The following is a 25,407-nucleotide window of genomic DNA, read 5'->3' on the forward strand; positions in this document are numbered from 1 at the left end:
ACAGATTATATTTTCGGTCTGACGATAAACACCTTTTCAGCTAAAGACGGTGGTAGTCTTTCTATCGAGGGCTGTGTAGCGGAGCGACTCTGCCCGCTGCTTTCCAACGGTCTGTCGGTTTGAGCCGCAGAGGTGCTGACGGAGGGAGCGGTGACAGTCGGCTCAATCGGACGTGACCGTTCCAATTCTTCCGTCTTTCCTTCGCTGTCCTGCATCACCTCCGTTCCTTCTTGCTCACTCTCTCCCTGCTCAATCGGTTTCAGAGAGAGCTGTATCTTGCGGTCAAGGGCGGCAAGCTCCGTTTTAAGCTCTTTGAGTTGCTCTTCCTTTTTCCAAGAGCCGTTCACGACCTCCTGCAAAACCGGAATATCCTTGGCTATCTTTTCCGTGTCAGCCTGATACTTTTCAATCAAGCCGGGTATCTTCTCCAAGGCGTTCAGGAAGTTCATGCAGGCGAGTTGCGGGTCTGCCGCAATCCTGCCGTTGTTGTAGCTGTACTTCATTCCACTTTCTCCCATCACGAAGAACTTGTTCTGTGAAAGGTCAAACAGATCTTTGGAGGAGGATTCTGTCTTGACCACGAGATTAAATCCGTAGAGCATTCCGATATTGAAATACTCTCCCCGTGTGCAGGCTTTCTCGTTGATTTCCGCGAGTTTGGCAGCAATGCGTTTCGGGTCGCTTCCTTCCACCCCTTTGAGCGTTATCGGATTGAGAATATTGCCGTCCTTATCCTTCTGCACACGGCTTTGGTACAAATCCCAGTCACTTTGGAAGCGGGCAATCAGTTCCTTGTTGCCGTCCACCGTCCGCACGACTTCGTCCAATCGGCTTCGGGAGGATGACTTACTGCGAATGAACGCCTGCCGTTCGCTGTCCAAACCGGCTATTTTCTTTTCCAATTTTGCCTTTTCCAGCAGGTCGGTATTTCCGGAGAGGATGGCTACATATTCGGAAAAATTCATTCCCGACTTCTCGTCCATACTTCCCTCATCAATGGTACGGCTGCCCATACGGTTGTTTTTAAGCTGTTCGATGAAGAGTTGCTTGTTGTGCAACAGATTGAATTTATAGCTGTCGAGCGACTTCTCCACGGCGTAGATGATGACATCCACCTTGTTGTCCGCATGAAATTTGGCGACCTCGTTCCCCTTACGCACGGCTCTCCCGTCCCTCTGCTCCAAGTCGGAAGGACGCCACGGTGTGTCCAGATGATGGATGGCAACGGCACGCTTCTGCATTCACGCCTGTGCCGAGCATAGAAGTGGAACCGAACAATACACGGATTGAACCTTCATTCATACCTGCAATGAGCGTCTTTCGTGCCTTGTCGGTCTTGGCTTCCTGAATGAAGCGTATCTCCTGAGCGGGAATGCCGTGATCTTCCACCAACTTGCGCTTGATTTCACTGTAGGGATTCCATTCGCCGGGCTTGTAAGTGCCGAGGTCACTGAATACAAATTGCGTTCCTTTCTGTGCGTCAAATTTGCGGTAGTACTCCGCAATCTTGGCGGCACAGTGGGAGGCTTTGTTGTCCACATGATCTCCGTACTTGTTCGGGTCAATGAGCCTCAGATCCAAGCTCATCTTGCGGGCCATATCTGTGGCAATGAGCATCTTGGCTTTTTCCTCCCGTTCGGAGAGTTTGGGACGTCCCAGCAGTTCCGCGTTGCCCGTCTTGGCAAATTCCACCAGTTTGGCGATGAATTCCTCCTGTTCGGGAGTGGGCGGTATGTTGTGCATAATCTCATTCTTTTCCGGTCGGTCTATGCCGATGTCCTGCGCCGTCCTGTAATCAGTGATTTGAGCGTAGAACGCCGCCAGCTCCGGTACTTTGATGAAATAGCGGAAACGCTCCTTCTGCACAATTTCATTGGTGACGGAGAACTCATAGTCCACCGATTTCTTGGCGAAGATGGCAGCCCACGCATCAAAGGTCTTGATATGCTGTGCTTCGAGGGCTTGGGGACGTAGGTACTTGAACAGCAGATACAACTCCGTGAGGGAGTTCGATATGGTCGTACCCGAAAGGAAAGTGGCTCCCAAGTCTTTCCCCGTCCGCTCCTGAATGGTTCGAATAGCAAAGAGCATATTCAAGGCTCTTTGGCTACCCTCGCTGTTGCCCAATCCTGCCACACGGTCGTGGCGGGTGTTAAACATCAGATTCTTGAACGTATGCGACTCGTCCACGAAAAGGTGGTCTATACCCATTGTCTTGAAATCCACCACATCGTCCTTTCGGTTCTCTATTTTGAATTTGATTTCATCCAGCTTTGCCCGTAAGTTCATCTGCCGTTTGACAAGCCCTTTCTCCATCGCACGGGAGATGCTGCGTCCCTGCTGACGCAATACTTCCAAGTTTTCTTCCACGCTGTCCAGCTCGTCCTGAAGAATTTTCTGCTGTATCTCGTCCGACTGCGGTATCATGCCGAACTGGTCGTGTGTGAGGACAATGCAGTCCCAGTTGTTGTTCTTGATGTCGTGGAAAATCCGCTGTCGCTTATCGGGCATGAAATCGTTCTTGCCCGGATAGAGCAGCTTGGCATTCGGGTAAGCCGTTTGGAAAGTCTGTGCTATCTCCTGTACGTTGGCTTTGAGAGCGAGTATCATCGGCTTGTTCGCTAAGCCGAGCCGCTTCATCTCATAAGCTGCCGTACACATGATGAGCGTTTTTCCCGCTCCCACCTGATGGTCGCAGATCCCTCCTCCATTGAGTTTGAGCATCCACACGGCATCTTTCTGACTATCGTACAGGCTTTCGATACCCAAGCCTTTCAGATTGAGGTCGGGGAATGTCTGATGGGAACCATCATACTGGGGACGCACAAAACAATTGAAAGTGTCATTGTAGAGTTTCTCCAACCGCTGCTTGAACTCATCGCTCTGCTCGTTCAGCCAATCGGTGAAGCCGTTTCGTATCTCATCGATTTTAGCGTTTGCCATCTGTATGGCTTCCGTGTCCCGTACCTTGACCTCCTTGTCGCCGACCATGATTTTCTTGGTGATGTCGGGCGTTGTATTCAGCAGGGCGTGCTTCATCAGGGCAATGCCATCGTAGCGACGATGCTGTCCCCGCACACAGAACCTGTCCCAGATATTGGCATTGTGCAGCCGTGCCTCTACGGAATATTCGTCCGCACTCGAATTGTAGCGTATCGTCACCTCCGTGTCGAAGAGGTGCGAGGCATAGTCGGAATAAAGGTTTACGGGAATCCATCGCTCCCCGAAGTTGAAATCCAAGTCTGCGAAGGTATCGGTTCGGGAATGGCATCTTTCAGAGCCTGCAAGGAGGCTTGCGCCCTTGTGTCCTCCGGGTGCTCCAAGAGATATTGTCCGATACGCTCCGAAGCGGCAATCACATTGCCCGATATGAATTTCTCGGCAATTTCATATTCTCCCTCCAAGGGATTGTAGTAAATCCTGCCGTGCAGCTCGGAGAGCATCTCTTCCTCTGAGGTTTCAGGGAGCAAAGAGAGCATATACCCGGTGTCCACCGCTCCGAACTTATTGAGTGAAGCCGAAAGTGCCTCTTGGGCATTGCTCACCTCTGTCACTTCGTGCAGGCTGAAGGAAACGGGCTGACGGAAAATATCGGCTTTGAGCGTTTCTTTATTCACTTTCCGCTCCAAGAAGAGGATTTCCCTGCCACCGGCATCCATCAGGATCTGCTCGTGGTTCTTGCGGTCGTTCAAATGCCCGTACAGCCGCACGAAACGGTCGTACAGTTCATTGAGGTTCTGTCGCAGGGATTCATTCGCCACCTTGCGTTCCGCTTCATAATCATAGAGCGCGTGGTAGGCATCCCGCAGGTCTATGTAGAGCAACATTTTCTGTCGTTCTTGGGACGGGAGGTCTATGGGCTGGAACATTCGGTTGTCCTCTATGTCGCGGACAAGCATTCCGACTTGAAAGTCCGAAGCCAGCAAAGAACCCTCTCTGAGGTGTTCATGCCATAAACCCTCATAGGGACGCTGCTGCATCCCTTTCTCCTTGTCCTGCTGCCACCATAGTTCGTTCGTGTCTTTCAGTCCGTGTGCTGTCTCACCGCTTTGGGAAGCCTCGGAAAAAAGGGAAGGTGAAGCGACATGCTTCTGTTTTGCGGCAGTTTTACGTTTGGGCTTTTGCTCCGGGATAACATTGCCGAAAAGGTCGAGCAGTTGTACCTGCGGGGCGACACTGCTTTGGGGGTGCTCCACAGGCTGTTCCTCTCTCGGTTGCACCACCTCTTGGTGTGGTTGCTCCTCTGTCGAAGCGGCTGGCGTAAGCGTTGGCTCTTCCTGCTTGACTTCGGGAGAAACGGAAAAGGAAACTTTGGGCTGCTCCTGAATGGAGATATGCTTTTGGTACAACACCATATCCAAGCGTTTGGCTAAATCCGCCCGCAGGATTTTGCCCATATCGGTGGCGATGCCTTCCGCTCCGCCCTCGTGATGGAACAGGATGGCAGGTTTGCCGTAAGGGTCGGTATCTTGCTTCCACTCGGTATGCACAATTTGCGACATACTTCGCAGATAGGTGTTGAACAGTACTCCGCTGGGGCGTTTCTCACTCTTGATGAAACGCTGTTCCTCTTCGGTCAGACTTGTCTTGTCGCTCTGCTTCTGCAGGACGATAAGGTCACTGCCCACTTCCGTTCCCGCATTCTCCGTGAAGAGATTATTAGGAAGGCGAACCGCCGAGATAAGGCGGGTATGGTTCATCAGCCACTCCCTTACAGGCTCATTCGTTGGCGCGTTCATAACTCCTTGCGAGGTAATGAATGCCAATACACCACCCTCGCGGAGCATATCCACACCCTTGATGAAAAAGTAGTTGTGCAGGGACATGCGGGCGACCTTTCGGGCTGATTCCGTCGTCTTGCTGAAAACGGGGTCAAAGACGGCCACATCTCCGAAAGGAATGTTGCTGCTGACCACGTCGAAATAATCTCCGAACTTGGATTCGATTTCCTCGAACCCTCGGATGCGTATCTTGTTTTCGGGGTACAGGGCGGAGAGTATCTGTCCCGTGAGAATGTCTTTCTCAAAACCGAAGGTCGTATGCCCTTCGGCTGCAATGGCATCAAAAGAGCGGATGAACTCGCCCATTCCCGCCGAAGGGTCAAGGATGCGTTGGGGGACGATACCTGCCTCCTGTAAGGAAGTGGCAATCTCTCGCACTATGGGTGCAGGAGTATAGAAAGCGGTCATCACGGAGTTTTTCAGGCTCTGCATATAGCTTCTGTATTGCGACTCTGATGCGGTGTTGTCCCGGATGATGCGATGCAGTTCCATCACCAAAGGGAAAAGCTCCACTTCCGACTTGTTCCATCTGGCGATGTCTTCCATCGTATTGGCCGGAGAGAGAATACACTTCAATGCGCCGAAGCCTGTATAGGCTGCCAATATCATGCGTTCTTTGGGTGTCGCCGTACGCTGTTCCCGATGCAGAGTAAAGACCGTCTTGATGGCTTCTATATTCGCCCTTAGATGCTCTTTCTTATTATAGCTTGCCATCTTCTTCGAGTTTTAGTTGAACAAAACCCGTAATCTCCGTATAGAGGGAGTTGTATTCGGGCATATAGGCGAACTCGTCCGAAATAGGATACTTGGCGAAGATGCTTTCTAAGAGCGGGCGCAGGCGGATGGCGGTCTCCCTGACCGCTTCGAGCGGCACTTCAGCAGAGAACTCGTTCCAAAGAACAGAGGAGATGGTATCGTGGTGGGAAAAGTGCAAACCCGCATAGAGCGTCTTATTGGCAATGCCGATACATTCGGCTATGGGAAGACCGGCATCGAAGGCTTCGGCATAGGCTTCGGAAGCGGCTGCCGCACGCTCTTTGACGAAGGGAATGTCATCGGCTTTTTCGGGATGGCTTTCCCGAAGAAAAGAGAGCGGGGATAGCTCGTAATAGGAAAATCGAATGGCTGTCATATCTGTGATTTTAATGGGTATATAATGCAAAGGCACTCGACGTCCCCGCCGAGTGCCACCACTAAAATCCGCAGTAAAAACAACAGGATTGTTTATGACCGCATCATTCAGTGGCAAAATTAGCAAATTACGGGGATTTACCTTCGGGATTTGCCTGTTTTCTTGCGTTCGGGAAAGACAAATACCGTCTTGAACTCTCCATCCAAGGAGAGTGAAGCCTCGAAGCTTTTGCCCGCTTTGGAGGTAAAGCCCTTGATGATGCCTGTCTCCCCGTTTACCGCCAATTGCGTCAGTTGCTCGTCCGTGAGGCTCTTGCACGCCACGCTGCGGAAAAGGGTCAGGCCGCAATCGGCATCCGAGCATTTGGCACATCGGGGATAGAAGACCAGTGACCCTTTTCCGCATTTGGGACAATGGATGTCGCTCTGTTTCTTGGGAAAGAGGATTTTGGAGGAGAGGAGTTCGTCGGTAATCTGTGTGGCATAGCTTTCGATGCCTTTGCGAAAGTCCCGCTCTTTCAACTCTCCTCGTTCGATTCTCGCCAAGTCCGCTTCCCACTGTCCGGTCATCTTCGCATTGCCGATTTTCATCCCCTTGACGATGGAATAGACGGCAAGTCCTTTCTCCGTGGGAACGAGCGATTTCTTTTGGCGCACCATGTACTCGCGTGCAAAGAGGGTTTCAATGATGGCAGCACGGGTAGCGGGCGTACCGATACCGCAATCTTTGAGCTGCGCACGCAGTTCCTCGTCCTCCAACTCTTTGCCTGCCGTCTCCATCGCTGCCAACAGTGAACTTTCCGTGTGCAGGGGCTTGGGCTTGGTCGTTCCCTGTGCCAGCGAACAGGCACAGAGCGGAAATTGCTCACCTTCCTCCATTGTGGGATGATGATGCCTTCCCCATTCTCCCGCCTTTCCCGTTCTTCGGCTTCCGTCTGCTCCTTGTCTTTTTTCCTGCTGTTCTTGAGAACTGCACGCCAACCCTCTTCCTTGATGATTTCACCTTTGAGGATAAACTTCACATCCTCGCAGACAGCAGTAACCGTGCTGACATCCTTCACACAACGGGCGGAGAAGGCTTCGAGCATACGTCCGGCTATCATATCGTAGATGACCGCTTCTTCTCCAAACATGTCTATCGGCTTCTTGCCCGTGATGAGCAAGGCGTGGTGGTCGGTCACTTTCTTGCCGTCCACCGAATGCGCGTTCAGTTCGGTCAGTCGGCGGGCATGGACACCCCAGACGGGATGGTCGTGCAAAAAGGCTATCAAAGCTGGAATTTCGGCAAAGACATCTTCGGGGATATGGCGGCTGCCCGTGCGTGGATAGGTGATGTATGCCCTTTCGTAGAGTTTCTGAGCCAAGGAAAGGGTCTGTTCTGCCGTGTATCCGTATCGGCTGTTCGCTTCTTTCTGCAGGGTTGTCAAATCATACAGAAGCGGTGGATCCTGTTTGGTTTCCTTGCGCACAACTGTCTCTACAGTGGCATAAGGAGCTTGTTTGAGTTTCTCGTACAGGGCAGTGGCTTCTGCCTTATCGAACCAACGATCGGCGGAGGAAAAACGGAAGCTCTCATCACCCTCCCTTACGGCAATGCTGAGTTGCCAGAATGGCTGTGGCTCGAACTTCTTGTTCTCCAAAAAACGGGAGCAGACCATACAAAGCGTCGGGGTCTGTACCCTCCCCAAGGAATAAGTGCCTCGCCCTGCGGCAATGGATATGGCTTGTGTGGCATTGATGCCCACCAGCCAGTCGGCTTCGCTGCGGGCACGGGCGGCATAATAGAGATTGTCATACGCTGCTCCGCTTTGCAGACGGGCAAGCCCCTCTTTGATGGCTTTGTCTGTCAAGGAACTGATCCACAGTCGCTCAAAAGGTTTGGCGATGCCGAGATACTCGTAGATAAAGCGGAATATGAGCTCACCTTCCCTTCCGGCATCAGTGGCAACGATAATGCCCTCACACGCTCGGAAGAGTTTTTCGATGACTTTCAATTGGGCAACGGCACTCGGATCAGTCTTGTAGCCTTTTCCGCTCTTGACTTGGCGGGGAATAAGGGTAAAGACGGAAGGAAGAATCGGCAGGTTATCTTTGTGGAAACCCTTGATGCCGTAGGCTTCGGGCATGGCTGCCGTTATCAGATGTCCCAATGCCCACGTGACGGCATAGCCGCCTCCTTCGATATAACCCTCTTTCTTGTTGGTTGCCCGAACGACACGGGCGATTTCACGAGCTACGCTCGGCTTTTCTGCTATGATGACTTTCATTTGTTCTTACTTTTTGGATATTAGTGGTGGCGGATTACATTTTCATTCCCTTGGAACGCTTCTTTTCTTCTTCCTTCTGTTCCTGCTGGGCGGTAGGCTCTGTCTGTCCCTGTTTGAGCGGCTCCTTTACATGCTTGGCAGCCTCGTTGGTCTTACCTTCGGAATTGACGGCGACCTGTGTCCGGGAAGCGTTGTCGGGAATGACCTCTTTGGTTTGAGACTTGTCGGGATTCCATTTGAGAAAATCGAACTTGTTCTTCTCGAAGTTCGGACGCACGTAGGCATTGAAAGACTCTCCTTTCTTGTCGATAAGCCCGGTCATATAGACCGTTTCACCTGCTTTGAGCTTTGCTTGCTCTTCGGGAGAGATGTCGCGTCCCAGCATCTTCTTGGGGATACGCAATTCTTGTTGCTCCGCCTGTCCCTGTCCTTCGGGGGCTTGTCTTTGGCGTTGTTCCTGCTTGGGAGAAGCGAAACGAAATTCAATCGACCGCTTGTCGGCATTGAACTGTAAGCTGGCATTGAAATGCTTTCCCGTTTTGGAGGTCATACCCTCCACATAGATGCTCCTGCCTTCCGACAGCTCCTTTTTCTGCTCATCGGTCAGCTTCACGCTCTTGATTTCATCAGGGATGCGTACCTTGTCTGCACTCAGGGCGATGATGTCATTGGTCAGGCGGTCAATGCTCACGAAACTGCGGGTGGGTTCGTTGCTTCCGGGGAAGGTCAGCTCCACGGTACGACCGAGGTTTCCCGTTTCTCTGAGGGCTTTCTTGTCCTCGTCGGTGAAGGTATGCCCGAAGAATTCACGCTCCAATTGCGGCTCCTTGCGAATGGCATGGACAACAGGGATAAACGTACCGTCTCCGGAGGCTTTCAGGGAAAGACGGGCATCGGTGTAGAGGGAGACTTCCCCGATTTTGATGCTGATAGGAACAAGCGGAGTCTTGCGATATTGAAGCAGGTCATCAAGATGCTTGCCCTTTTCCAGACTTTCACGGCTTACGCCCATCTGCTCGAACTGCTCCCACTTCACCTTGTCGGGGTCAATGCCTTGGAAGGACTGTTTCTGCTCCCCTGCATAGTCCGCAGGATTGATACGGACAGAGTCCAGCATCTCCTTATTGGAGGGGACATCCGGTGCTTTAAGCATCTCCGAGAGTACACGTGCACTGGCAACGGCACTCTCAAAGGGGACTTTGAAGAAGTTCAGCGGTGTGGGGTTCTTGAACTGCCGCATGAAGTTGGAAAGAAAGTTCTCCAGCGCATTGCTGTGTTTGTCGAACTTCAGGAAGCTCTGTTCATGCTCGGCGGTGGGCGGAACGGTTTTCAGTCCGCCTTTCTCGTCCGTACCTGTGACGGCTTTGAGGTTTTCGCCCTTCTGATCCTTGACCAAAAGGACTTCTTGGTCTTTGATTTTTTCGTCCATATTACAATGTATTTAATGACACCAACAGCGGTGCGAAGACAAAGGTAAATCAAAGAAAATGTGCGTGTTATAGGTTTAAGACAACTGCGTACTTGTGGCTTCGATATGGACGGAAGTGGCGTTTTAGGAAGAAAGAAAAACAAACGGGATACACCGTTTCCGGCATATCCCGTTCTTAAAGGGGGAACAGTTTCTCACACCCACTTGTCGCGGATGGCGATTTGTACCAATTCCGCCGCATTCTTGGTTCCGAGTTTGAAAATCAGGTTTTTGCGGTAGGTCTTGATGGTCTCCACGCTGAGGAACATACGGTCGGCTATTCCCTGATTGGTGCAGCCGTCCACGATGTGCCGGAGCAGCTCTTGCTCGCGAACGGTGAGCCATACGGCATGATTGATGCGCTTTTTCATCATCCGGTCTATCTCTCTACTGAAGTATTCCTCACCTGCCATGACGGTCTCGATGCCTTTGACCACCTCCTCCGACAGGGCGTTCTTCTGGATGTAGCCCGATGCTCCGGCGGCAATGGCACGGTTCACCATCGTGTACTCGTCGTAGGTGGTAAGCATCAGGATTTTCACGCCCGGATATGCCTCGTGCATCTCCTTGCAGAAATCGATGCCGCTGCCGTCGGGCATGGAGATGTCCAAGAGCAACACGTCGGGACGGCGGAACAGGAGTGTCTTGCGGCACGCATCGAGCGTATGCGACGTATCCACGACTTTGGCTGTCCCCGGTTCCTCGATGGCAGCCTGCAAACCTTCGACCAGCATGCGGTGGTCGTCCGCGATATGTACCTGTATCATGGTGTGAGTTCTATTTCGATGGTTACTTCCGTGCCTGCGCCGGGCAAGGAATAGACATTGATCTTTCCGTTGTAGGAAGCAATGCGATTGCGCATGTTGGTGAAGCCCGCACCATAAGCCACCGTTTCGGGATCGAAGCCTTTGCCATCGTCCTGCACGGAAAGCGATACGAAGCGCTCGTCCACGGTCAGCTGCACATTGATGCGCGTGGCTTCGGCATGTTTGATCGCGTTGTTGATGAGTTCGTAGGCACAACGGTAGATGAGCACTTCGAGGCGGCTGCCGAGTCGGAGGTCTTCTCCGAAGAATTGGAAGCTCGCCATCGGGACGGAGCGGCAGAAATCCTCCAGCGGGGTCTTGATGCCGTAGCGTGAGAGCGAGTCGGGCATCAGGTTGTGCGCCATGCGGCGAAGCTCCACCGCCAGTTCGTCGAGCATCTCTCGGGCTTTGGCAAGCCGTCCGGCATCCGCTTCCGCCAGTGCGGATATATTCCTGATGCCGTGCAGGTGCAGTTTGACGACCGAGAGCATGCTGCCCAACCCGTCGTGCAGGTCGCGTGCCAAGCGGGTGCGCTCGGCATTCTCGCCGTCCAAGAGGGCAAGCGTGGCGACAAGCTGTCTTTCCTGTTCCAACTGCTTCACTTTCCGTTCGGCGAGTTCACGCTTTTCGCGGTTGAGACGATGGCGGTAAAAGAGCAATCCGAAGGCAAGTAGGAGGATGAGCGCACCCGAAACGCCTGTTATGATAAAGAAACGTTTCTCCTTTTCGAGCAAGGCGATTTGCTGTTGCTTCTTCTCCGTCTCGTACACCACCTCCATCTGCGACAGTGCCTCATGGTAGTTCTTGTCCGTCCGCTCGTTCATCATGCGGTTATACACTCCGAAGAAACGCGAAGCGTCGCTACGTTTACCAAGCATCGCCGAGGCGAAGGCGATGTTGAACGCCGAAGTGGGTGCCGTGTTTATCGATAGGGAGTCGATGCTCCACGCTTTCAGGGCGGCGGCGCGGCATTCGCCGTAACGACCCTGCGCGCGATAGATGTCGGCATAGAGGTTCCATGTGAGTGTGTGGATATACGGATCGCCCAACCATTCGGCTGCATCCTTGCATTCGGCCGCACATGCAAGGGCGTCCGGGTATTGATTTTTCATCAGATATGCCTTGACAAGAGCTTCGCAGAGGTCGGCGTGATTGACCGGAGCCCCTCGCTCTTTCGGTTTCACTTTCAACATATACTCCAACGCCCTGTCGGCATCACCCAGCGCCAAATAGACATAACCCAACTCACGTTGTGCCTGTCCGATAGAGGTAGGCTCACCGTATTTTTCCGCCAACTCCCGTTCTCGCTCCAGATAGTGCAACGCCCGCTTGGGGTTGCCCATACGACGGTAGCACTCTCCGATGTTGCCGTGGGCGATGATGTAGTCGCGGCTGCTCTCGTCACCGTCGAAATGTTTCAGGATGTTGAGGTAGCTCTCCACGGCAAGGATGAACTGCCCTTGGCGCGCGTAGAAGTTGCCCGCCGCCTGCCATGCTTTCTGCACGAGCTTCTTGTTGCCGGAGGCTTCGGCGGCGGCGATTTGCAGATCGAGGTACACCTTGGCGGTGTCGTAGGAGCAACGGTAGGTGTAGGTCGAGCCGATGTAGTTGTAGAAACGGAATATCAGTGTTTTGTCATCGCACCGCAGGGCGGCTTCCAGCCCCATCGTGCCGTATTTGAAGGTGTTGGGCATATCATGGGCGCAGTACGACTCGGTGATGTCGGCATATAGTTTCGCCCGTTCGAGGTCGGTCAGCCGTTTCGTCTGCACAATGTGCAGAAGCGAGTCGGCATAGCGGTTCACTTCTTCCGCAAAAGCGGAAAGAGCGACGAGTGCGAGCAGGAGGATGACGGCTGTTCTTTTCATCTTGCAGGGAATTTGATGTTCAACGTGTTGCAAAATTATGCGCCTCGTCCGAAACGCAATACCCCACTTGTGGGAGTTTTTACGACCGACTACCGTTTTCTCACAGCAGTTCCGCCAACTTCCACGCCTGCACGTGGCGGATGCCCTCACGCAGCGGGAGCGTCAGGTCGTCGAGCGAGACGACCACTTTTTCGAAATTGTCGGCGATGGTTTCGAGAGCCGAATATTCCCGCTCCACCGTCGCCTCGTCGGCAAGCAGGTAGGCGCATTGCAGATATACGGCCCTGTCGGCTTTGCGGGCGACGAAATCCACTTCCTTCCCTTTCGTCACGCCCGTATAGACATCGTACCCGGCACGGCGCAGCTCCAAGTAAACGAGGTTTTCGAGCAGGTAGCCGAAACCGTAGCCATAGCCCGGATAGAGATAGTTCCGATAGGCAAGGTCGTTGAGGTAGTATTTCGCATTGCCCGCGATGGTGTCCTTGCCCCGTATGTCGTAGCGGTCGCAGCGATGCACCAAAAAGGTGTCCTCGACGTAGCCGATGTAGTTCGACACGGCATCGTAGCTCGTTTTGCGCCCCTGACTTTTGAAATAGTTCACGATGCCGCTCACCGAAACGAGGTTCGAGGCGTTGTTCACCAAGAACACGAAAATGTCTTCGAGCAGTTTCGGATCGCGGATGCTATGGCGTTGGATGATGTCGCGCAGCAGCACCGTGTCCTTGACGGCGGAGATGTAGTTGCGTTTCAGTTCGGGGTTCGACAGGGCGTAGAGCTCCGGCAGTCCTCCGCCGTTCATGTATTCCGTGTAGCACGCCTTGTCCGCCTCCCTGCCGCTGATGCCGGCGTATTCCGAAAAGCTGAAGGGGAGTATCTCGAAACAGACATAGCGCCCTGAGAGCAGCGTGGCGAGTTCGCCCGAAAGCAGGCGGGAGTTGGAGCCGCTCACGAACACCTCGTACTCCTCGGCATAGTCCTGCGAGCAGGAATTGACGGTTTTCTCCCATCCCTCTATCATCTGCACCTCGTCGATGAAGAGATAGACTTTCCCCTTTGGTTTCAGTTCCGACTTGTAGAGCCTGAGCAACTCGTCGAGGTCTTTGTGGGTGGCAAGGAAATCGAAGTCCGCCAGTTCGCGGTTGATGATGAGCGTGTTCTCCGCCTTCACGCCGTCCGTTACGAGCCGCCGTGCCACTTGGCGCAGCAGGTAGCTCTTGCCCGCGCGCCGCTGTCCAACGAGCACCTTGACGAGGCGGTTGCCTGTGTAAGATGCTATTTTGTCCGTATATCCGTTTCGCTCGTACCCGAAGTCGAACGGGGCGGAATCCCACAGGTTGTACTTCCTAAGCGCTTGCAATCTTTCGTCCATAACTGATTATTTTCTTGCAAATATAGCGTTTTTCGTCCGTAACCGAGAAACTTTTCTCCGATTTTCCGCTTTCAGGTGCATTTTTTTGCTTTCCGACTGCAAAAACTCCCACAAGTGGGGTATTGGCGTTTGTGAAGAGGAGGTAATTTTGTGGCATTATATTGAATTAACATAACACATATAAAAGGATAAGACAATGAAAAAGATTCTATTTATCGCCCTTCTGGGCATCATGGCAATGGGGCTTGCCTCCTGTGGCAAGGACGAAGTGAAAACGTTCTACACCGTGACATTCGATGCCGACGGCGGCACGCCCGTGCCGGAAAAGCAAAGCGTGGAAGAAGGCAAGACGGCTGTCGCTCCATCGCCCGCACCGACAAAAAAAGACTTTGTGTTCGTGTGTTGGTCGGCAGACGGCACAAACGCCTACGATTTCCGGATACCCGTAACGCGCGACCTCACCTTGCGCGCCCAGTGGCTGCCGGAAGCCCAGGCCGAATACTGGCAGGTGGTGTGGGAACTGAACGGCGGCGCATGGCCCTCCGAGGGTGACAACCACGCCACACAAGTGCTCAAGGGTGGAACACTTGCCGAGCCTGCCGCACCCGTAAAGACTGGCTGCACTTTCGAGGATGGTATAAAGAAGCGGCTCTTACCAACAAAGTAACCTTCCCCTACGATGTAAGCGGCGTAACGGCGAACTTTACGCTCTATGCCAAGTGGCAGGCAGGAGGAGAGCAGCCACAGACGGGCACAAAAGCTGTCGCATCGGGATACCATAGCCACTTCATCCTGAATCAGGACGGGACACTGATTGCCTTAGGGCACAACAACAACGGACAACTCGGCACCGGTAACACGGACGATGCGTGGATGCCGACCCAAGTCTCCTCAGACGTATCTGCCGTATATGCAGGCGCATACACTTCGATCATACTCAAGGCGGACGGAAGCCTCATGGGCAGCGGCAGTAACTCTGACGGTGCGCTCGGTCTCGAAGACAAGAAAAAGTATCACACTTTCACGTCCATCCCCGTGAACGATGTCCGTACGGTAGCGATGGGCAATTCATTTACGCTTGTCATGAAAAACAACGGCTCGGTATGGGCAACGGGTTGGAATGCTTACGGACAACTCGGCGTGGGCGATATGACTGCCAAAGACCGGTTTACCGCCACGAATCTGACGGCAGATGTCTCCGTCATTGCCGCCGGCGGAGAGCACTCTCTTGCCTTGAAGAAAGACGGCACCGTATGGGGCGCCGGTTACGGCTACGTGGGCGCACTCGGATCCAATGCCCCGAGCGCAGAAAACCCTTCATTCGTACAAATCTTTTCGGGAGCGAAAGCCATTGCCGCGGGAGCGGAACACAGCCTTATCCTGAAAACGGACGGAACGGTGTATGCTTCCGGCGGCAGCGGATTCGGACAGACGGGAACGGGCAATACCGGTGAAGTCAAGACTTTCACGCAGGTGGTCGAGAGTTCCGGAACGCCTCTCCGTGATGTGGCGGAGATTTTTGCCGGATACTATCGCAGTTTCGCCCTGAAAACCGATGGAACGCTCTGGGCTGCGGGCGACAACAGCTACAGGCAGCTCGTGCCAGGCAATGACAATAATTGTCCGAAGTTCGTCAAAATCGCCTCGGGTGTGAAGTCTGTAAGCGTCGGACGCACGCACAGCCTTATCCTGAAAACCGACGGAACGATACAGACACTGGGATACGTCAATCCGTTCGACCAATTGGGCGGAAACAGCACCATCGAGGTAAAAGTCAACGACACGCATACATACGACTACATCACGTACCTACGCCTATACGACCGTAGCAAGACGGCCGAGCTTCGTTACTACGACCAAAACATCGTTACGGGAGGCTCTGCCTACACGATAAAGGTAAAGCCTGGAACATATAGTCTGGAACTGAAACTCAAAAATGCAACGAGTTCCACAACGCATACCTTTACAGTGTCTGACAACGGAAAGGTAACCGTGCTGTACGAATGGGTATCGCCCACGGTGGGGTACCGATGGACTATTACCTCTTCAAAATAAGACATTAGCAAACGCCGGTATTCGTCGCTACCCTGCTATCTCTTCAAAACCCACGAGGGTTTCGGCAAAAAGGGTCGAGGGTTTCGGGCAAAACGCACGACCTTTTCGGGAGCGGACGAATGGAACAGGCAAGAATAACGATTTAATCACCCTTTAAAACAATAGAACTATGGCAAATAGACCATTGGCCTACACGCTCAGCGAGCGTAAGGCAACCGTCGGCGCACTGGCCGGCAAAACAGTGATTCAGGCTAGTCCCACGGGACGCAAACGTATCGACCACCGCGCATTCTGTGAAGAGGTGGCGAGGGCGACGACCTTCACGGGTGCGGAAGTGGAGGCGGTGATGCGCCTCGCAGCCGAAGTGGCCAAAAAGCACGTGGAAAACGGCGACATCGTGGACTTCGGCGACATCGGCTCGCTCCGCCCCTCGTTCCAGAGCAAGCTCGTGGAGAAAGGTAAAGAGGAGTTCAACGCCGCCGTGCACATCACCAAACCGGTGGTGAAGCTCTCCCCCTCGAAACGGTATTTTACTCTCTCGGGTGTGACTTACGAACGTGTCGAGGCTCCGGCGAAGAAAACCATTGCGCCTACACCATCCCCCTCACCCGGCGGAAGCGAAGTGCCCAACCCTCTCGGATGAGCAAAAGTGCCTAAAGCCGCAGAGCAGCTGACTGCATCACAGTCCATAGCCCTGCGGCTCCTTTTACAAACAGAATGTTCAATCCGCCTCCGGCAACGGGGGCATAAAACAAGATACAAAATGAAAAGAACTGTTATACTGACCACCCTGCTCGCCGCCGTCATCGGCTCGGCAATGGGACAGACAGAAATCCGCACGGCGGAGGAACTGGCCGCTATCGGTACGGACAGGGAAACTCTGAGCGGTTCGTACATATTGAAAAATGACTTGACACTCGACAACTGGGTACCCATCGGATGGATGACCCATGACGGCGAAATGGGATTTAGCGGAACTTTTGACGGCAACAGCCACACGATAACCATCAACAGTTTCGGTCCTGAAACAGATAACAGAAGTGTCGGACTGTTCGGGATTATCGACGGAAAAGGCGAGGTAAAGAACTTGCGCGTAGCCGGCAAGCCAACCTATACCGACGGACAGAAAATGCTGTATATTGCAATATAGCCGGAGTAAACAAAGGCAAGATTACATGTTGCGTCTCGACTGCGACCTTAGTTGCGAGTACGCCCAAACGGAACCCCGCAAGAAAGTGAAAGCACTTTCGGGATATGAAGGAGGGCAATACGGCGGATGTATCGCAGGTGTCAATAATGGTAATATACAGCATTGTTACTCCACCGGAAGCATACGCGTGGCGTTAGGCTTTGCAGCAGGTATTGCCTGTGGCAACGGATTGCTCGTAACAGGCGGTTTCAGCATTGGGATAGGGTCGGGAGGCATGAGCATGGGAGCCACTCCTGGCTCATCGAAAGGCAAGTACGGTTTAATTGAGTATTGTTATTCCGAAGCGTCGGTGTTTTCTTCGGGAAATGCCGGAGGAATTGTCGTAATCAATCATGGTACATGCATCATGAATAATTGTGCGGCATTGAACCGTCTGATTGAGGTCAGGGGTGCTGGAACACCTTTGCCCAAAGCCTCTCCGTTTCCAAGCGGTTTGTTTGGGAAGGGAATGTTTTCCCATGCCAGAACGCAGTTTTACTATCTTGAGGACATGCCTCTCCACTGCTACGACGGCAACGATGTGGAGCAACCGCCCGTAAAACTGGTGCCGAAGCGTGCCGTTCCGCTTTCAACCACACAGGAAGAAACGTGGTGGCGGTTACCTGACGGAGCCGACAAGAACATGAAACAAAAGATGATTGCCTTCCCGTTCGGCACGGACGACACGGCACCGTGGCAATGGGATGCGCAGAGGAAACGACCTGTGCTGTATTGGGAGATTGCAAATCAATAATAAATAACCCGTTTCTGGCAACGGAGAGCATAAACAGAGAAAAGGACATGAAAAAGAAAAACAAGATTCTATCGGCGACATTCGCAAAGCGGATTGTGCTGATGACTGTATATATAATCGGGTTGGCCGGTACGATGTGGGCGCAGCAGACAGATACGACGGAGGCGGTGAAGCGGACGCAATGGGGTGTGAAAGTCGCCATGAACATCGCTTCGCTCCATTTCGACGCCCCAAAAGGCGAGTCGGTAAGTAGCAAATCGTTCGTAGGCGGTGCGGCGGGACTGACATTCACCTACGCCTTCGATTCGCATTGGCGCATCCATTCGGGTGTTGAACTGTCGCTGAAAGGTTTTACCGCAGACGAGACAGGCAGTAGCCGCACGCTGACGGCGAAAGCCGCCTATGTGCAAGTGCCCGTGGCTGGCGGCTATGCTCTGGAGTTCGGCAAATGGACTTTCGAGCCCCGTATGGGCGCGTTCTTCGCCTATGGCGTGGCAGGCAATTACAGCATGTCTGGCGGAGGTGAGAGCAAGCAGACTTTCGGCGACAAACTGCTCAATCCGTTCGATGCGGGACTAACGTTCGGTCTCCATGCCGACAACGGAAAATTCGCCTTCGGCATTGGCACCGAGATAGGACTGGCGGAAGCCAACGGAAAGAATTTCACTGTGTCGGGCGGTACCATGCACATGCACAACACATTCCTCAGCATGGGCTACCTGTTCTGAACAAAAACGCCTGAAACCCGAAGGAGCGCACGGGAACCGCAGCAAAGCGGCGACTGTGTGCTCCTTTTTATATGTGAACCCAATCAAACAGAAAAAAATGAAAAGACTTATCGAAACACCGGCATTCGAGGCATTGCTCTCGGACAAACCGTCTCCAAACGCAACAGGCGGTTTCATTGACGAAATCGTTACCCTTTGCAAGAGGGAAAACTCCCACTCCTCATTGTTTCGTACCCTCCGCTATACCCGCTTCCGCCTGCAAGCCCTGCAAGAGGTATCTTCGTTGGACAGGGTGGAAAAAAAATGTGTCGGAGCTGCTCTTTGTCATTGACACGGAGTTGGAATTACTGATGATGCGGATGCAGGGACTTCTGTCAGCCGTGCAACCCGAACCTGCCAAGATGTTCCGCTGGACAGGCAAAGCTACAGATTTGGTTGAATTGCTTTATGCACTTGACACCTGCAACTGCATTAACAATGGAGAGATCGGCGTAGAGGAATTAGCAGACGCTCTTTCCGAAATCTTCGGCGTGGAAATCAAGAACTGCTACAACGTCTATATGAACATGAAACGCCGCAAGGACGACAGCCGCACCTACTTTCTCGATGAACTTCGGGAGAAGCTGAACAAGCGAATGGTGGAGAGCGACCTGAAAGGCGGAAAGTTCAAGAAACGGTAAATGTAACAAAGGGAGATACTCCATTTTCGGAGAATCTCCCTTGATTTCTTTTCTGCAACTGTTGGAGGCAGAAGATTTTCGAGTCTCTCGAAAGAAGATTAGAAAAACTCCAACTCTTAGTTGGAGAATTTGCCTCCTCTTACCGAAAAGCCTTGAATACCCTATACACAGCCCAGAGACAAGTAAAAGGAGCGGTAAAAACTCCGATGACAACAAAGAGAATCAGTTTGAAGATATAGTAAAATACCCACTGCCCGTTTGTCCCGGCAACCATTTTATAGGGAATGAATTTCTCAGCGAAGAGGTAGCCCGACCATATCGCCATCAGCACATATCCGGACATCCATCTCATATCCTCAAAACCTTTGGTCGCCAAGAAATTCCATCTGAAACCTATGACAAACAAGGTGATGAGAAATAACAGGCTGAAGATGCTACGCCAAATCTCACTACGTTTTCTTTTCTGAAAACAAGGTGTACAGAGTATCGGCTGATACCTTTCCGCACATTCGGGACACAGCCCTTTTCCGCAATCGGCACATTGTGCAACCGCTGGTTCTTGAGTATGATTAAAACAATTCATAGTGTAATCGTTTAGCGCATTCAAAAATACAAAAATCCAACGTTAGAGCCAAGAAAAACAACCGTTATTTCTTGGTATTGAGTAGTTTGGAGAGTTCCGGATCGTCGGAAATCCGTTGCAACTCCCGTTCCACGATGTCCCGCACATCCGTCTTTACCCGTTCATAATTCGCCTTGATTTCCTGTTCCAACATATCCTCTCCGTTTTCATTCGTGAAGTCCGTCAGAACAGGTATCGGACGATAGGCTGCCGTTTCCCTTGCCACCCTCGCATTGTCCACCACAATCTCACAGTGGAATATCTTCTGCTCGATGCGTTCGGAGAAATTATCGGCAACCGCTCCCACGAACATTCCCTGTGTGAGCGTAGAGATCTTGCTCTGCGGAATAAGACTGTCCATCTGTGTGGAGATGGAGGTCGTCTTATCGCTACGGGTGATGCTCATGCTCTGCCGTTTTTGAAGCACTTTTCTGAAACGCTCCGATAAGGTCTTTGCCGTCTCGCCGACCACCTGACCGGAGAAGATGTTCCCGATGGTATTCATCACCACAGCAGCTTCCTTATCCCCATAATCCCGCTTCAACTGCGAAAAGTCCTGAAAGCCTAAGCAGACCGCAACCTTGTTGCTTCGAGCAGTGGCGATCAGATTGTCGAGCCCTTTGAAGTATATGGTAGGCAGCTCATCTATCAGTACGGAACTTTTCAGCATTCCTTTCTTATTGATGAGCTTGACGATACGCGAATTATACAACCCCAATGCTGCTCCGTAAATGTTCTGTCTGTCGGGATTGTTCCCCACGCATAGGATTTTGGGGGCTTGGGGATTGTTGATGTCGAGCGTAAAATCATCTCCCGTCATAATCCAATAGAGTTGCGGACTGATCATCCTCGACAAAGGAATCTTGGCGGAAGCTATCTGTCCCTGCAACTGGTCAGCCGCCCCTCCGAGCCAAGCGTCCATGAAAGGAGAAAGATAGTTCTCCAATTCAGGATAGGAAGTAAGTATTGGAAAAATATCCTCGTACTTGCGGCAGAGAAACTCAATGGCGTGCGGAAAGGTACAATACCTGCCACCCTCGAAGATACGGAGATACCAGATGATGGCGGCGAAGAGTACGATGGGAGACTCCACGAAGAAGTCCCCCTGTTTCTGCACCCACGTCTTGTTCAGGTTGAGCATTATCGTATAAGCCGATTCATAGGCATCCGATATGTCGCTCATAAAATCGGGGTGTATCGGATTGCAACGGTGTGACCGCCGAGGGTCGTCGAAGTTGATCACATAAAACTTCGGCTTGATCTTATATCCTTCCGAGTGATGCAGCAGGTGGTTGTAAACAATCGTGGAGAGGTCAGGGTATTTGAAGTCGTAGCAATAGATGGCAAAACCTTTTTCGATTTGCTGCTTGATGAAATTATTGATGATGGCATAGGACTTACCGCTACCCGGCGTTCCCAAGACGGAGACTGCACGGAAAGGATTGACCACGTTTATCCAACCCTTGTTCCATTTCTTACGATAATAGAAACGGGTCGGCAGATTGACCGAGTACTCGTTTTCCAAGAGCCTTGTCTCCTGCATAAAGGATTCGTTTTCCTGATTGAAGACATCCTCCATCAGGTTGTTCTTCAAGAGCCGGCTCATATAGAGTCCCGCCATCAGCAGACAAATATAGCCTACGGTTATCGTAAAGGTATAGAGAGCCGCATTCGCCTCTATGGGCAGAGGCAAGGCGAGTATCCACCAATTGAGGAAGAAAAAGACAAAGCCGGCGCCCATGAATGCCCATATCTTCGACCAGGTGATATGCTCCTCTTTCACACCTTTTGTACCCAGACATGAAAGTCCCATCAGTACCAGCGCAAAGAGCTTGGTATAAAGCATATTGCCGAACAGCCCCGCCGTGCGGTGGAAATTCATCAGTATCCTGTCTATCACACCGATATTCACGTCCCATAGCCGTATCGCTTCATAACAATACCAATAGAGGTGGGCAACCACCAATATAATACTTACGGCACGCAGAAAATCCATGATTTTCGCCAGTGCCCTCAAATCATCTTCTTGTTGCATCGTTTCTGTTTGATTTCGTTCTTACTTTTATGATTGCTGAAATTGTCTTATAAGACTTTTCAAATTGTCTTATAGGACAGTTTAAATTCCCTTATAAGACAATTTTCCCCTTCTGATAATGTCTGATAATCAGCATTTTACAGACTGCGGTTTTTTACTGCATTTCAGAGGTAAAAAATACTGTTTATAATCGCGGTTTCTTCTGCTTTTTCCTTCTCTGCATCCGTCTTCTGAACAGCTCTTCCTCCCAATCCGTTCCGTGAGCCTCCAACGGCAGGTCAAGCAGACCACCCAATACGGGATCTTCGTCTGAGGTCGGAATTTGGGGAAGACTGCTTTTTTCACTCTGCTGTATAGGAGCTGACAGTTCGGGATGCGGGCGGTCGAACCATTCGGCAACTGCGTTTGCCGAAAGTTCCTTACCCAATCGTGATCCATTGACGACACAGCCGTTGTTATGGTCTATGAAGGTGATGCCGTAGAGCCGTCCCTGTTCGTTCTCTCGGAATAGCACATCAATGCCCTTGCGATGGAGATTATCCCTAAAATCCTCTTTTGTGGCAGAATGATTCAATGCTCCGGCTACGGCTGCTTTCGTCTTTGGGGCAAACTGCTTTTCTTTCATTTTCTCCTTTGAAGCCTTGAACCTTTTTTGCAGGGCTTCGTATCCGACAGACTTCCCAAAGAGAGAGGATTTGAACACTTTCCCGACTTTATTTCCCTTGTTATCCGTGGCAAAGTAGAGAAGTCCCATATAGGTCTTTCCGTTTATCTCCCCCTTGACTTCCTCCACACATATATTATAGGTGGAAAGCAAGGCACGGTATTCCTTGAAACTCGGAAAGTGGTAGAATTTCGCTGCCGGTTTGATAACCGAAGCCAGTTGCTTTTTGAGATTCTCCCCGTCACCATAGCAGATTTTTTTCAGGCGAAACGCTTCTCTTTCCTTCCGCATTTGCGCAGGAATCAAACCGTACTTCTGCTCCAGCTCCTTGGAATACGGGTGCTGGTATAGAAATTATTCCCATCGTTAATCTTCCGCCCCGTTTCATCTACAGCCAAGGTCACGATGTGCAGGTGATGCCTGTCTATGTCCTCGTGCTTATAAACGATAAAGGGTTGATTAGCGTAGCCCATCTTTTCGATATACTCTCGTGCGATGGCAGAGAACTGCTCATCGGTAAGGGTGTCATCGGGATGCGGATTCAAGGAGATGTGTATAACCGGTTTTTTAGTGAGGACATGACTCGGCATATATGTCATAAAGTCCTGCATACAGGCAGATATATTGTGTGTTCCATCAGCCGGAGAGAACACTTTGTTGGTATCCAAAATCTTGGCAACGCCCTCGTTCACCTTCTCTCCATTGTACGCCAAAGCACCGTAAAGGGAATTGCCATAGTTTATCTTTGCGACCATTTCTCCTGAAATTCACGGGTAAGTTGTACAATTTCGCCTCCGATAGCCGCCAATTCAAGAGTCAGTTTCTCCAGTTGGGCAAGCATGGCGTAGGCTTTTTTCTCGGTGAAATTACTCTTTAAGGCGACCACAGCTTGGTTATAATTCACTCCCACGCTGCGAAACTGTCCGTACAAAGTCGTCAGTTTTTGGTAGTAATCGAGCAGCGAGCGATCCACTTTTATTACCCGAAAAGTCTCATCAAAGACCCTTGCTTTGATGAAAACCGCTCTGTTCGGGACTCCTGATTGCTCATAAAGCGTCAGGAAACGCGCAAACTCCGTGTCCGTAAACCGAACCATGCAACAATGGTTGGCTTTCTCTTTTTTCAAGGGTCTCCCCACATGTCTCTTTGTCATTTTACTTTGGATTTTAATGGTTTGTATTTCTCTCTAAGGGGGACAGATGTGCAAAGCACGATGGAGTCTCTTTCGAGAGATTTCACGGTAAAGCCTGCGTTCCAAGACATCGAAAACATCTTCCCAAAGACACCGACTTCGGAGGTGTCTTGCCCTCTGCAAGAGCAAGAGTTCTGAGTTACCGAATTTATTTCGAGTAACGCAGGACATATCTTGCTATTTGCTTCGACGCAAATAAATCCGTCCGCAAAGGACGGAAGTCCAGTCTCTCAAGAAAGAACGCTTCATGCCTCGAAAACTTCGGTTTACCGCTTGGGTGCAAAGTTACTAAGCCTTGTGCCTAAATCACTTACCTCTTACGGAGCCACAAATACGCAAATCGGAGCCACAAGTACGCAGTTAGCAAAAAGGGTGGGAAAAGAGCTTTGAAGGCATCTATATTTGCCCCGTCGAAGAGCAAATCGAAGATGTCCGCCATCGCAAAAGTCCCTGATTGGGATGCGTTCCTTTTCGAGGGTATGTACAGCGAATACGTATGGAACTTCGACAATGCAATCGAAGGGATGTATCTGCGAACGACGGTACAATTGTCCTGACGCAGGCAGAGGGAAATCCGCGATGGGATTCCTGAATGAAGGGATGGACAACTCCACTTTTTATGCAGGCGGAGACAGCCGTCATCATCGGCACATATCCCTCTGCACAAACAGAGTTCCCCGAACGTCGGGACATCCGAACGGATGAGGAGACCGGTATTGGAATGAATCAACTGACACGGGCAGATTCCCGTGATGAAGCATATGTAGAACAAAACTCTAAAAGACAATGAAAAAGAAACCTGTTTTTATCGCCTTCTCCACCCAGAAGGGAGGCGTCGGCAAAACGACCTTTACGGTCCTGACGGCAAGCTATCTGCACTATGTCTGCGGATACAATGTCCTTGTCGTGGATTGCGACTACCCGCAGTTCAGCATCAACGAGATGAGAAAACGGGATGCCAAAGGCTTGGAAACAAACAGCTCGCTACAGGAATTGGCGGTCGCCCAATTCTCCCGGCTTCAAAAGCCTACCTACAACATCCTTTGTACGACCTCGGACGAAGCCATAGGCGTCGTACAGGATTATCTGGAACACAATGAATCGGAAACAGATTTCGTGTTTTTCGATTTGCCGGGTACCATCAACACGAGGGGCGTCATCGACACGCTTGCCGGGATGGACTACATCTTCACGCCTATCTCTTCCGACCGTATCTCCTTGGAAAGCACGCTGAGCTTTTCAGCCGTTATCAAGCAGGCGGTCACTGACAATGCGGATACGGATAACAAGGGGATTTTCCTCTTTTGGAACATGGTGGACGGCAGAGAGAAAACACCCCTCTATGCGATGTATGAGAAAGTCATTGCCGAGTTGGGACTTCCCATCCTAAAGACGGCAGTCCCCAACACGACCCGCTACAAAAAGGAGGTCATGGATGAGGGTACGACCCTCTTCCGTTCAACTATCTTCCCCGCATCCCGAACGCTGCTCAGAGGCAGCCGTCTGAAAGAAATTGTGGAAGAAATCCTGTCCATTGTAAAACATGAGGTGTATGGCAGAGAAGCATAGAGAAAAGATAAATCCCGATGCCATCAGAGAGCTGATCTCTCAAGGCATTCCCATGAGACGGAAAGAGGAGTCTCCCTCTGCTTCTTACGAGAAAAAGGAGTCTGTCGAAGAAACTCAGGAGGAAGAGAGAGAACTTTCCGAGGAGGTGAAACGGCCTCTTTCCCGTACACGTCGCAGAATACCGAAGGGGGACTATGAATCCTTGTTCATCTACCGCAACGACCTCGGC

At 51.6% G+C, this 25,407-nt stretch carries 18 protein-coding genes and 4 pseudogenes; 11 read left to right on the plus strand and 11 right to left on the minus strand.

The genetic code is table 11. The features are described from left to right. Nucleotides 1-5: 5 nt before the first annotated feature. The 7 genes and pseudogenes from JCM15124_RS13925 to JCM15124_RS09135 all read right to left on the minus strand — a co-directional run bounded on the left by JCM15124_RS13925 (nucleotide 6) and on the right by JCM15124_RS09135 (nucleotide 13,690). A pseudogene (locus tag JCM15124_RS13925) lies at nucleotides 6-5,495 on the minus strand (helicase-like domain-containing protein). Further along, nucleotides 5,482-5,913 (minus strand): DUF1896 family protein, encoded by a 432-nt coding sequence (locus JCM15124_RS09105; RefSeq protein ID WP_024999178.1) that lies wholly within the window; start codon nucleotides 5,911-5,913, stop codon nucleotides 5,482-5,484. Before JCM15124_RS09105 ends, JCM15124_RS13925 begins: the two are co-directional and overlap by 14 nt. A gap of 137 nt (nucleotides 5,914-6,050) precedes the next feature. Continuing rightward, nucleotides 6,051-8,179, minus strand: a pseudogene (locus JCM15124_RS13930) (type IA DNA topoisomerase). Between the two features lie 34 nt (nucleotides 8,180-8,213). Further along, nucleotides 8,214-9,608: a DUF3945 domain-containing protein gene (locus JCM15124_RS09120; RefSeq protein WP_024999181.1), complete on the minus strand. Its 1,395-nt coding sequence runs from the start codon at nucleotides 9,606-9,608 to the stop codon at nucleotides 8,214-8,216. Nucleotides 9,609-9,802: 194 nt separating this feature from the next. Beyond that, on the minus strand, nucleotides 9,803-10,414 hold the full coding sequence (locus JCM15124_RS09125) for a response regulator (protein ID WP_024999182.1): 612 nt from the start codon (nucleotides 10,412-10,414) through the stop codon (nucleotides 9,803-9,805). Continuing rightward, a complete protein-coding gene (locus tag JCM15124_RS14570; protein WP_024999183.1) occupies nucleotides 10,411-12,321 on the minus strand; it encodes a tetratricopeptide repeat-containing sensor histidine kinase in 1,911 nt (636 codons plus the stop codon). The genes JCM15124_RS09125 and JCM15124_RS14570 overlap by 4 nt, the downstream gene beginning before the upstream one ends. A gap of 100 nt (nucleotides 12,322-12,421) precedes the next feature. Then, nucleotides 12,422-13,690 carry an ATP-binding protein gene (locus tag JCM15124_RS09135; protein WP_024999184.1) on the minus strand — a complete coding sequence of 423 codons (1,269 nt, stop codon included), beginning with the start codon at nucleotides 13,688-13,690 and terminating at the stop codon, nucleotides 12,422-12,424. A 238-nt stretch (nucleotides 13,691-13,928) separates the two neighbouring features. On the opposite strand from JCM15124_RS09135, the pseudogene JCM15124_RS17180 reads away from it, so the two are divergent. From JCM15124_RS17180 to JCM15124_RS09180, 8 genes and pseudogenes are all read left to right on the plus strand, one after another. Next, a pseudogene (locus JCM15124_RS17180) lies at nucleotides 13,929-14,662 on the plus strand (InlB B-repeat-containing protein); the annotation flags it as partial. Further along, complete coding sequence (locus tag JCM15124_RS09150) at nucleotides 14,648-15,745, plus strand: RCC1 domain-containing protein (protein ID WP_373277537.1); 1,098 nt, start codon at nucleotides 14,648-14,650, stop codon at nucleotides 15,743-15,745. The pseudogene JCM15124_RS17180 and the gene JCM15124_RS09150, both read left to right, overlap by 15 nt. Before the next feature lie 169 nt (nucleotides 15,746-15,914). Continuing rightward, nucleotides 15,915-16,388 (plus strand): HU family DNA-binding protein, encoded by a 474-nt coding sequence (locus JCM15124_RS09155; protein WP_024999188.1) that lies wholly within the window; start codon nucleotides 15,915-15,917, stop codon nucleotides 16,386-16,388. 120 nt (nucleotides 16,389-16,508) lie between these two features. Continuing rightward, nucleotides 16,509-16,895, plus strand: coding sequence for a hypothetical protein (locus JCM15124_RS09160; RefSeq protein ID WP_024999189.1), 387 nt, complete (start codon nucleotides 16,509-16,511; stop codon nucleotides 16,893-16,895). 25 nt (nucleotides 16,896-16,920) lie between these two features. After that, entirely contained in the window at nucleotides 16,921-17,688 is a 768-nt protein-coding gene (locus JCM15124_RS09165) for a hypothetical protein (protein ID WP_024999190.1), read from the plus strand. A gap of 101 nt (nucleotides 17,689-17,789) precedes the next feature. Then, nucleotides 17,790-18,416, plus strand: a complete 627-nt coding sequence (locus JCM15124_RS09170; protein WP_198019134.1) for a porin family protein — start codon at nucleotides 17,790-17,792, stop codon at nucleotides 18,414-18,416. Between the two features lie 97 nt (nucleotides 18,417-18,513). After that, a complete protein-coding gene (locus JCM15124_RS09175) occupies nucleotides 18,514-18,747 on the plus strand; it encodes a hypothetical protein (RefSeq protein WP_024999192.1) in 234 nt (77 codons plus the stop codon). A gap of 22 nt (nucleotides 18,748-18,769) precedes the next feature. Next, nucleotides 18,770-19,096, plus strand: coding sequence for an RteC domain-containing protein (locus JCM15124_RS09180; RefSeq protein ID WP_036885286.1), 327 nt, complete (start codon nucleotides 18,770-18,772; stop codon nucleotides 19,094-19,096). Between the two features lie 139 nt (nucleotides 19,097-19,235). Here the strand turns inward: JCM15124_RS09180 and JCM15124_RS16685 are convergent, their stop codons facing one another. The 4 genes and pseudogenes from JCM15124_RS16685 to mobA all read right to left on the minus strand — a co-directional run bounded on the left by JCM15124_RS16685 (nucleotide 19,236) and on the right by mobA (nucleotide 23,570). Continuing rightward, nucleotides 19,236-19,439, minus strand: coding sequence for a permease of the drug/metabolite transporter (locus JCM15124_RS16685; RefSeq protein WP_232220145.1), 204 nt, complete (start codon nucleotides 19,437-19,439; stop codon nucleotides 19,236-19,238). 304 nt (nucleotides 19,440-19,743) lie between these two features. Continuing rightward, entirely contained in the window at nucleotides 19,744-21,753 is a 2,010-nt protein-coding gene (gene mobC / locus JCM15124_RS09190) for a conjugal transfer protein MobC (RefSeq protein ID WP_024999195.1), read from the minus strand. A 184-nt stretch (nucleotides 21,754-21,937) separates the two neighbouring features. Further along, nucleotides 21,938-23,172 (minus strand): annotated as a pseudogene (gene mobB, locus JCM15124_RS13940) (conjugal transfer protein MobB). Further along, nucleotides 23,157-23,570 carry a conjugal transfer protein MobA gene (mobA, locus tag JCM15124_RS09200; protein WP_024999196.1) on the minus strand — a complete coding sequence of 138 codons (414 nt, stop codon included), beginning with the start codon at nucleotides 23,568-23,570 and terminating at the stop codon, nucleotides 23,157-23,159. Before mobA ends, mobB begins: the two are co-directional and overlap by 16 nt. A 425-nt stretch (nucleotides 23,571-23,995) precedes the next feature. Here mobA and JCM15124_RS15945 point away from each other — a divergent pair, with 425 nt between their 5' ends. From JCM15124_RS15945 to JCM15124_RS09225, 3 genes are all read left to right on the plus strand, one after another. After that, a complete protein-coding gene (locus JCM15124_RS15945) occupies nucleotides 23,996-24,166 on the plus strand; it encodes a hypothetical protein (protein ID WP_156930697.1) in 171 nt (56 codons plus the stop codon). Between the two features lie 229 nt (nucleotides 24,167-24,395). Continuing rightward, nucleotides 24,396-25,178, plus strand: a complete 783-nt coding sequence (locus JCM15124_RS09220) for a ParA family protein (protein ID WP_024999198.1) — start codon at nucleotides 24,396-24,398, stop codon at nucleotides 25,176-25,178. Continuing rightward, nucleotides 25,162-25,407 (plus strand): DUF3408 domain-containing protein (locus JCM15124_RS09225; protein WP_024999199.1); only part of this gene is annotated, 246 nt, incomplete at its 3' end. The genes JCM15124_RS09220 and JCM15124_RS09225, both read left to right, overlap by 17 nt.

This window comes from Prevotella falsenii DSM 22864 = JCM 15124 (genome assembly GCF_000613945.1).
Lineage (GTDB): Bacteria > Bacteroidota > Bacteroidia > Bacteroidales > Bacteroidaceae > Prevotella > Prevotella falsenii.

Bases quoted from the DNA above. Each gene is read 5' to 3' on its own strand.
- JCM15124_RS09105 (WP_024999178.1), bottom strand. From the start codon at position 5,913: ATGACAGCCATTCGATTTTCCTATTACGAGCTATCCCCGCTCTCTTTT.
- JCM15124_RS09120 (WP_024999181.1), bottom strand. From the start codon at position 9,608: ATGGACGAAAAAATCAAAGACCAAGAAGTCCTTTTGGTCAAGGATCAG.
- JCM15124_RS09125 (WP_024999182.1), bottom strand. From the start codon at position 10,414: ATGATACAGGTACATATCGCGGACGACCACCGCATGCTGGTCGAAGGT.
- JCM15124_RS14570 (WP_024999183.1), bottom strand. From the start codon at position 12,321: ATGAAAAGAACAGCCGTCATCCTCCTGCTCGCACTCGTCGCTCTTTCC.
- JCM15124_RS09135 (WP_024999184.1), bottom strand. From the start codon at position 13,690: ATGGACGAAAGATTGCAAGCGCTTAGGAAGTACAACCTGTGGGATTCC.
- JCM15124_RS09150 (WP_373277537.1), top strand. From the start codon at position 14,648: ATGGGCAGCGGCAGTAACTCTGACGGTGCGCTCGGTCTCGAAGACAAG.
- JCM15124_RS09155 (WP_024999188.1), top strand. From the start codon at position 15,915: ATGGCAAATAGACCATTGGCCTACACGCTCAGCGAGCGTAAGGCAACC.
- JCM15124_RS09160 (WP_024999189.1), top strand. From the start codon at position 16,509: ATGAAAAGAACTGTTATACTGACCACCCTGCTCGCCGCCGTCATCGGC.
- JCM15124_RS09165 (WP_024999190.1), top strand. From the start codon at position 16,921: ATGTTGCGTCTCGACTGCGACCTTAGTTGCGAGTACGCCCAAACGGAA.
- JCM15124_RS09170 (WP_198019134.1), top strand. From the start codon at position 17,790: ATGACTGTATATATAATCGGGTTGGCCGGTACGATGTGGGCGCAGCAG.
- JCM15124_RS09175 (WP_024999192.1), top strand. From the start codon at position 18,514: ATGAAAAGACTTATCGAAACACCGGCATTCGAGGCATTGCTCTCGGAC.
- JCM15124_RS09180 (WP_036885286.1), top strand. From the start codon at position 18,770: ATGCGGATGCAGGGACTTCTGTCAGCCGTGCAACCCGAACCTGCCAAG.
- JCM15124_RS16685 (WP_232220145.1), bottom strand. From the start codon at position 19,439: ATGTCCGGATATGTGCTGATGGCGATATGGTCGGGCTACCTCTTCGCT.
- mobC (WP_024999195.1), bottom strand. From the start codon at position 21,753: ATGCAACAAGAAGATGATTTGAGGGCACTGGCGAAAATCATGGATTTT.
- mobA (WP_024999196.1), bottom strand. From the start codon at position 23,570: ATGACAAAGAGACATGTGGGGAGACCCTTGAAAAAAGAGAAAGCCAAC.
- JCM15124_RS09220 (WP_024999198.1), top strand. From the start codon at position 24,396: ATGAAAAAGAAACCTGTTTTTATCGCCTTCTCCACCCAGAAGGGAGGC.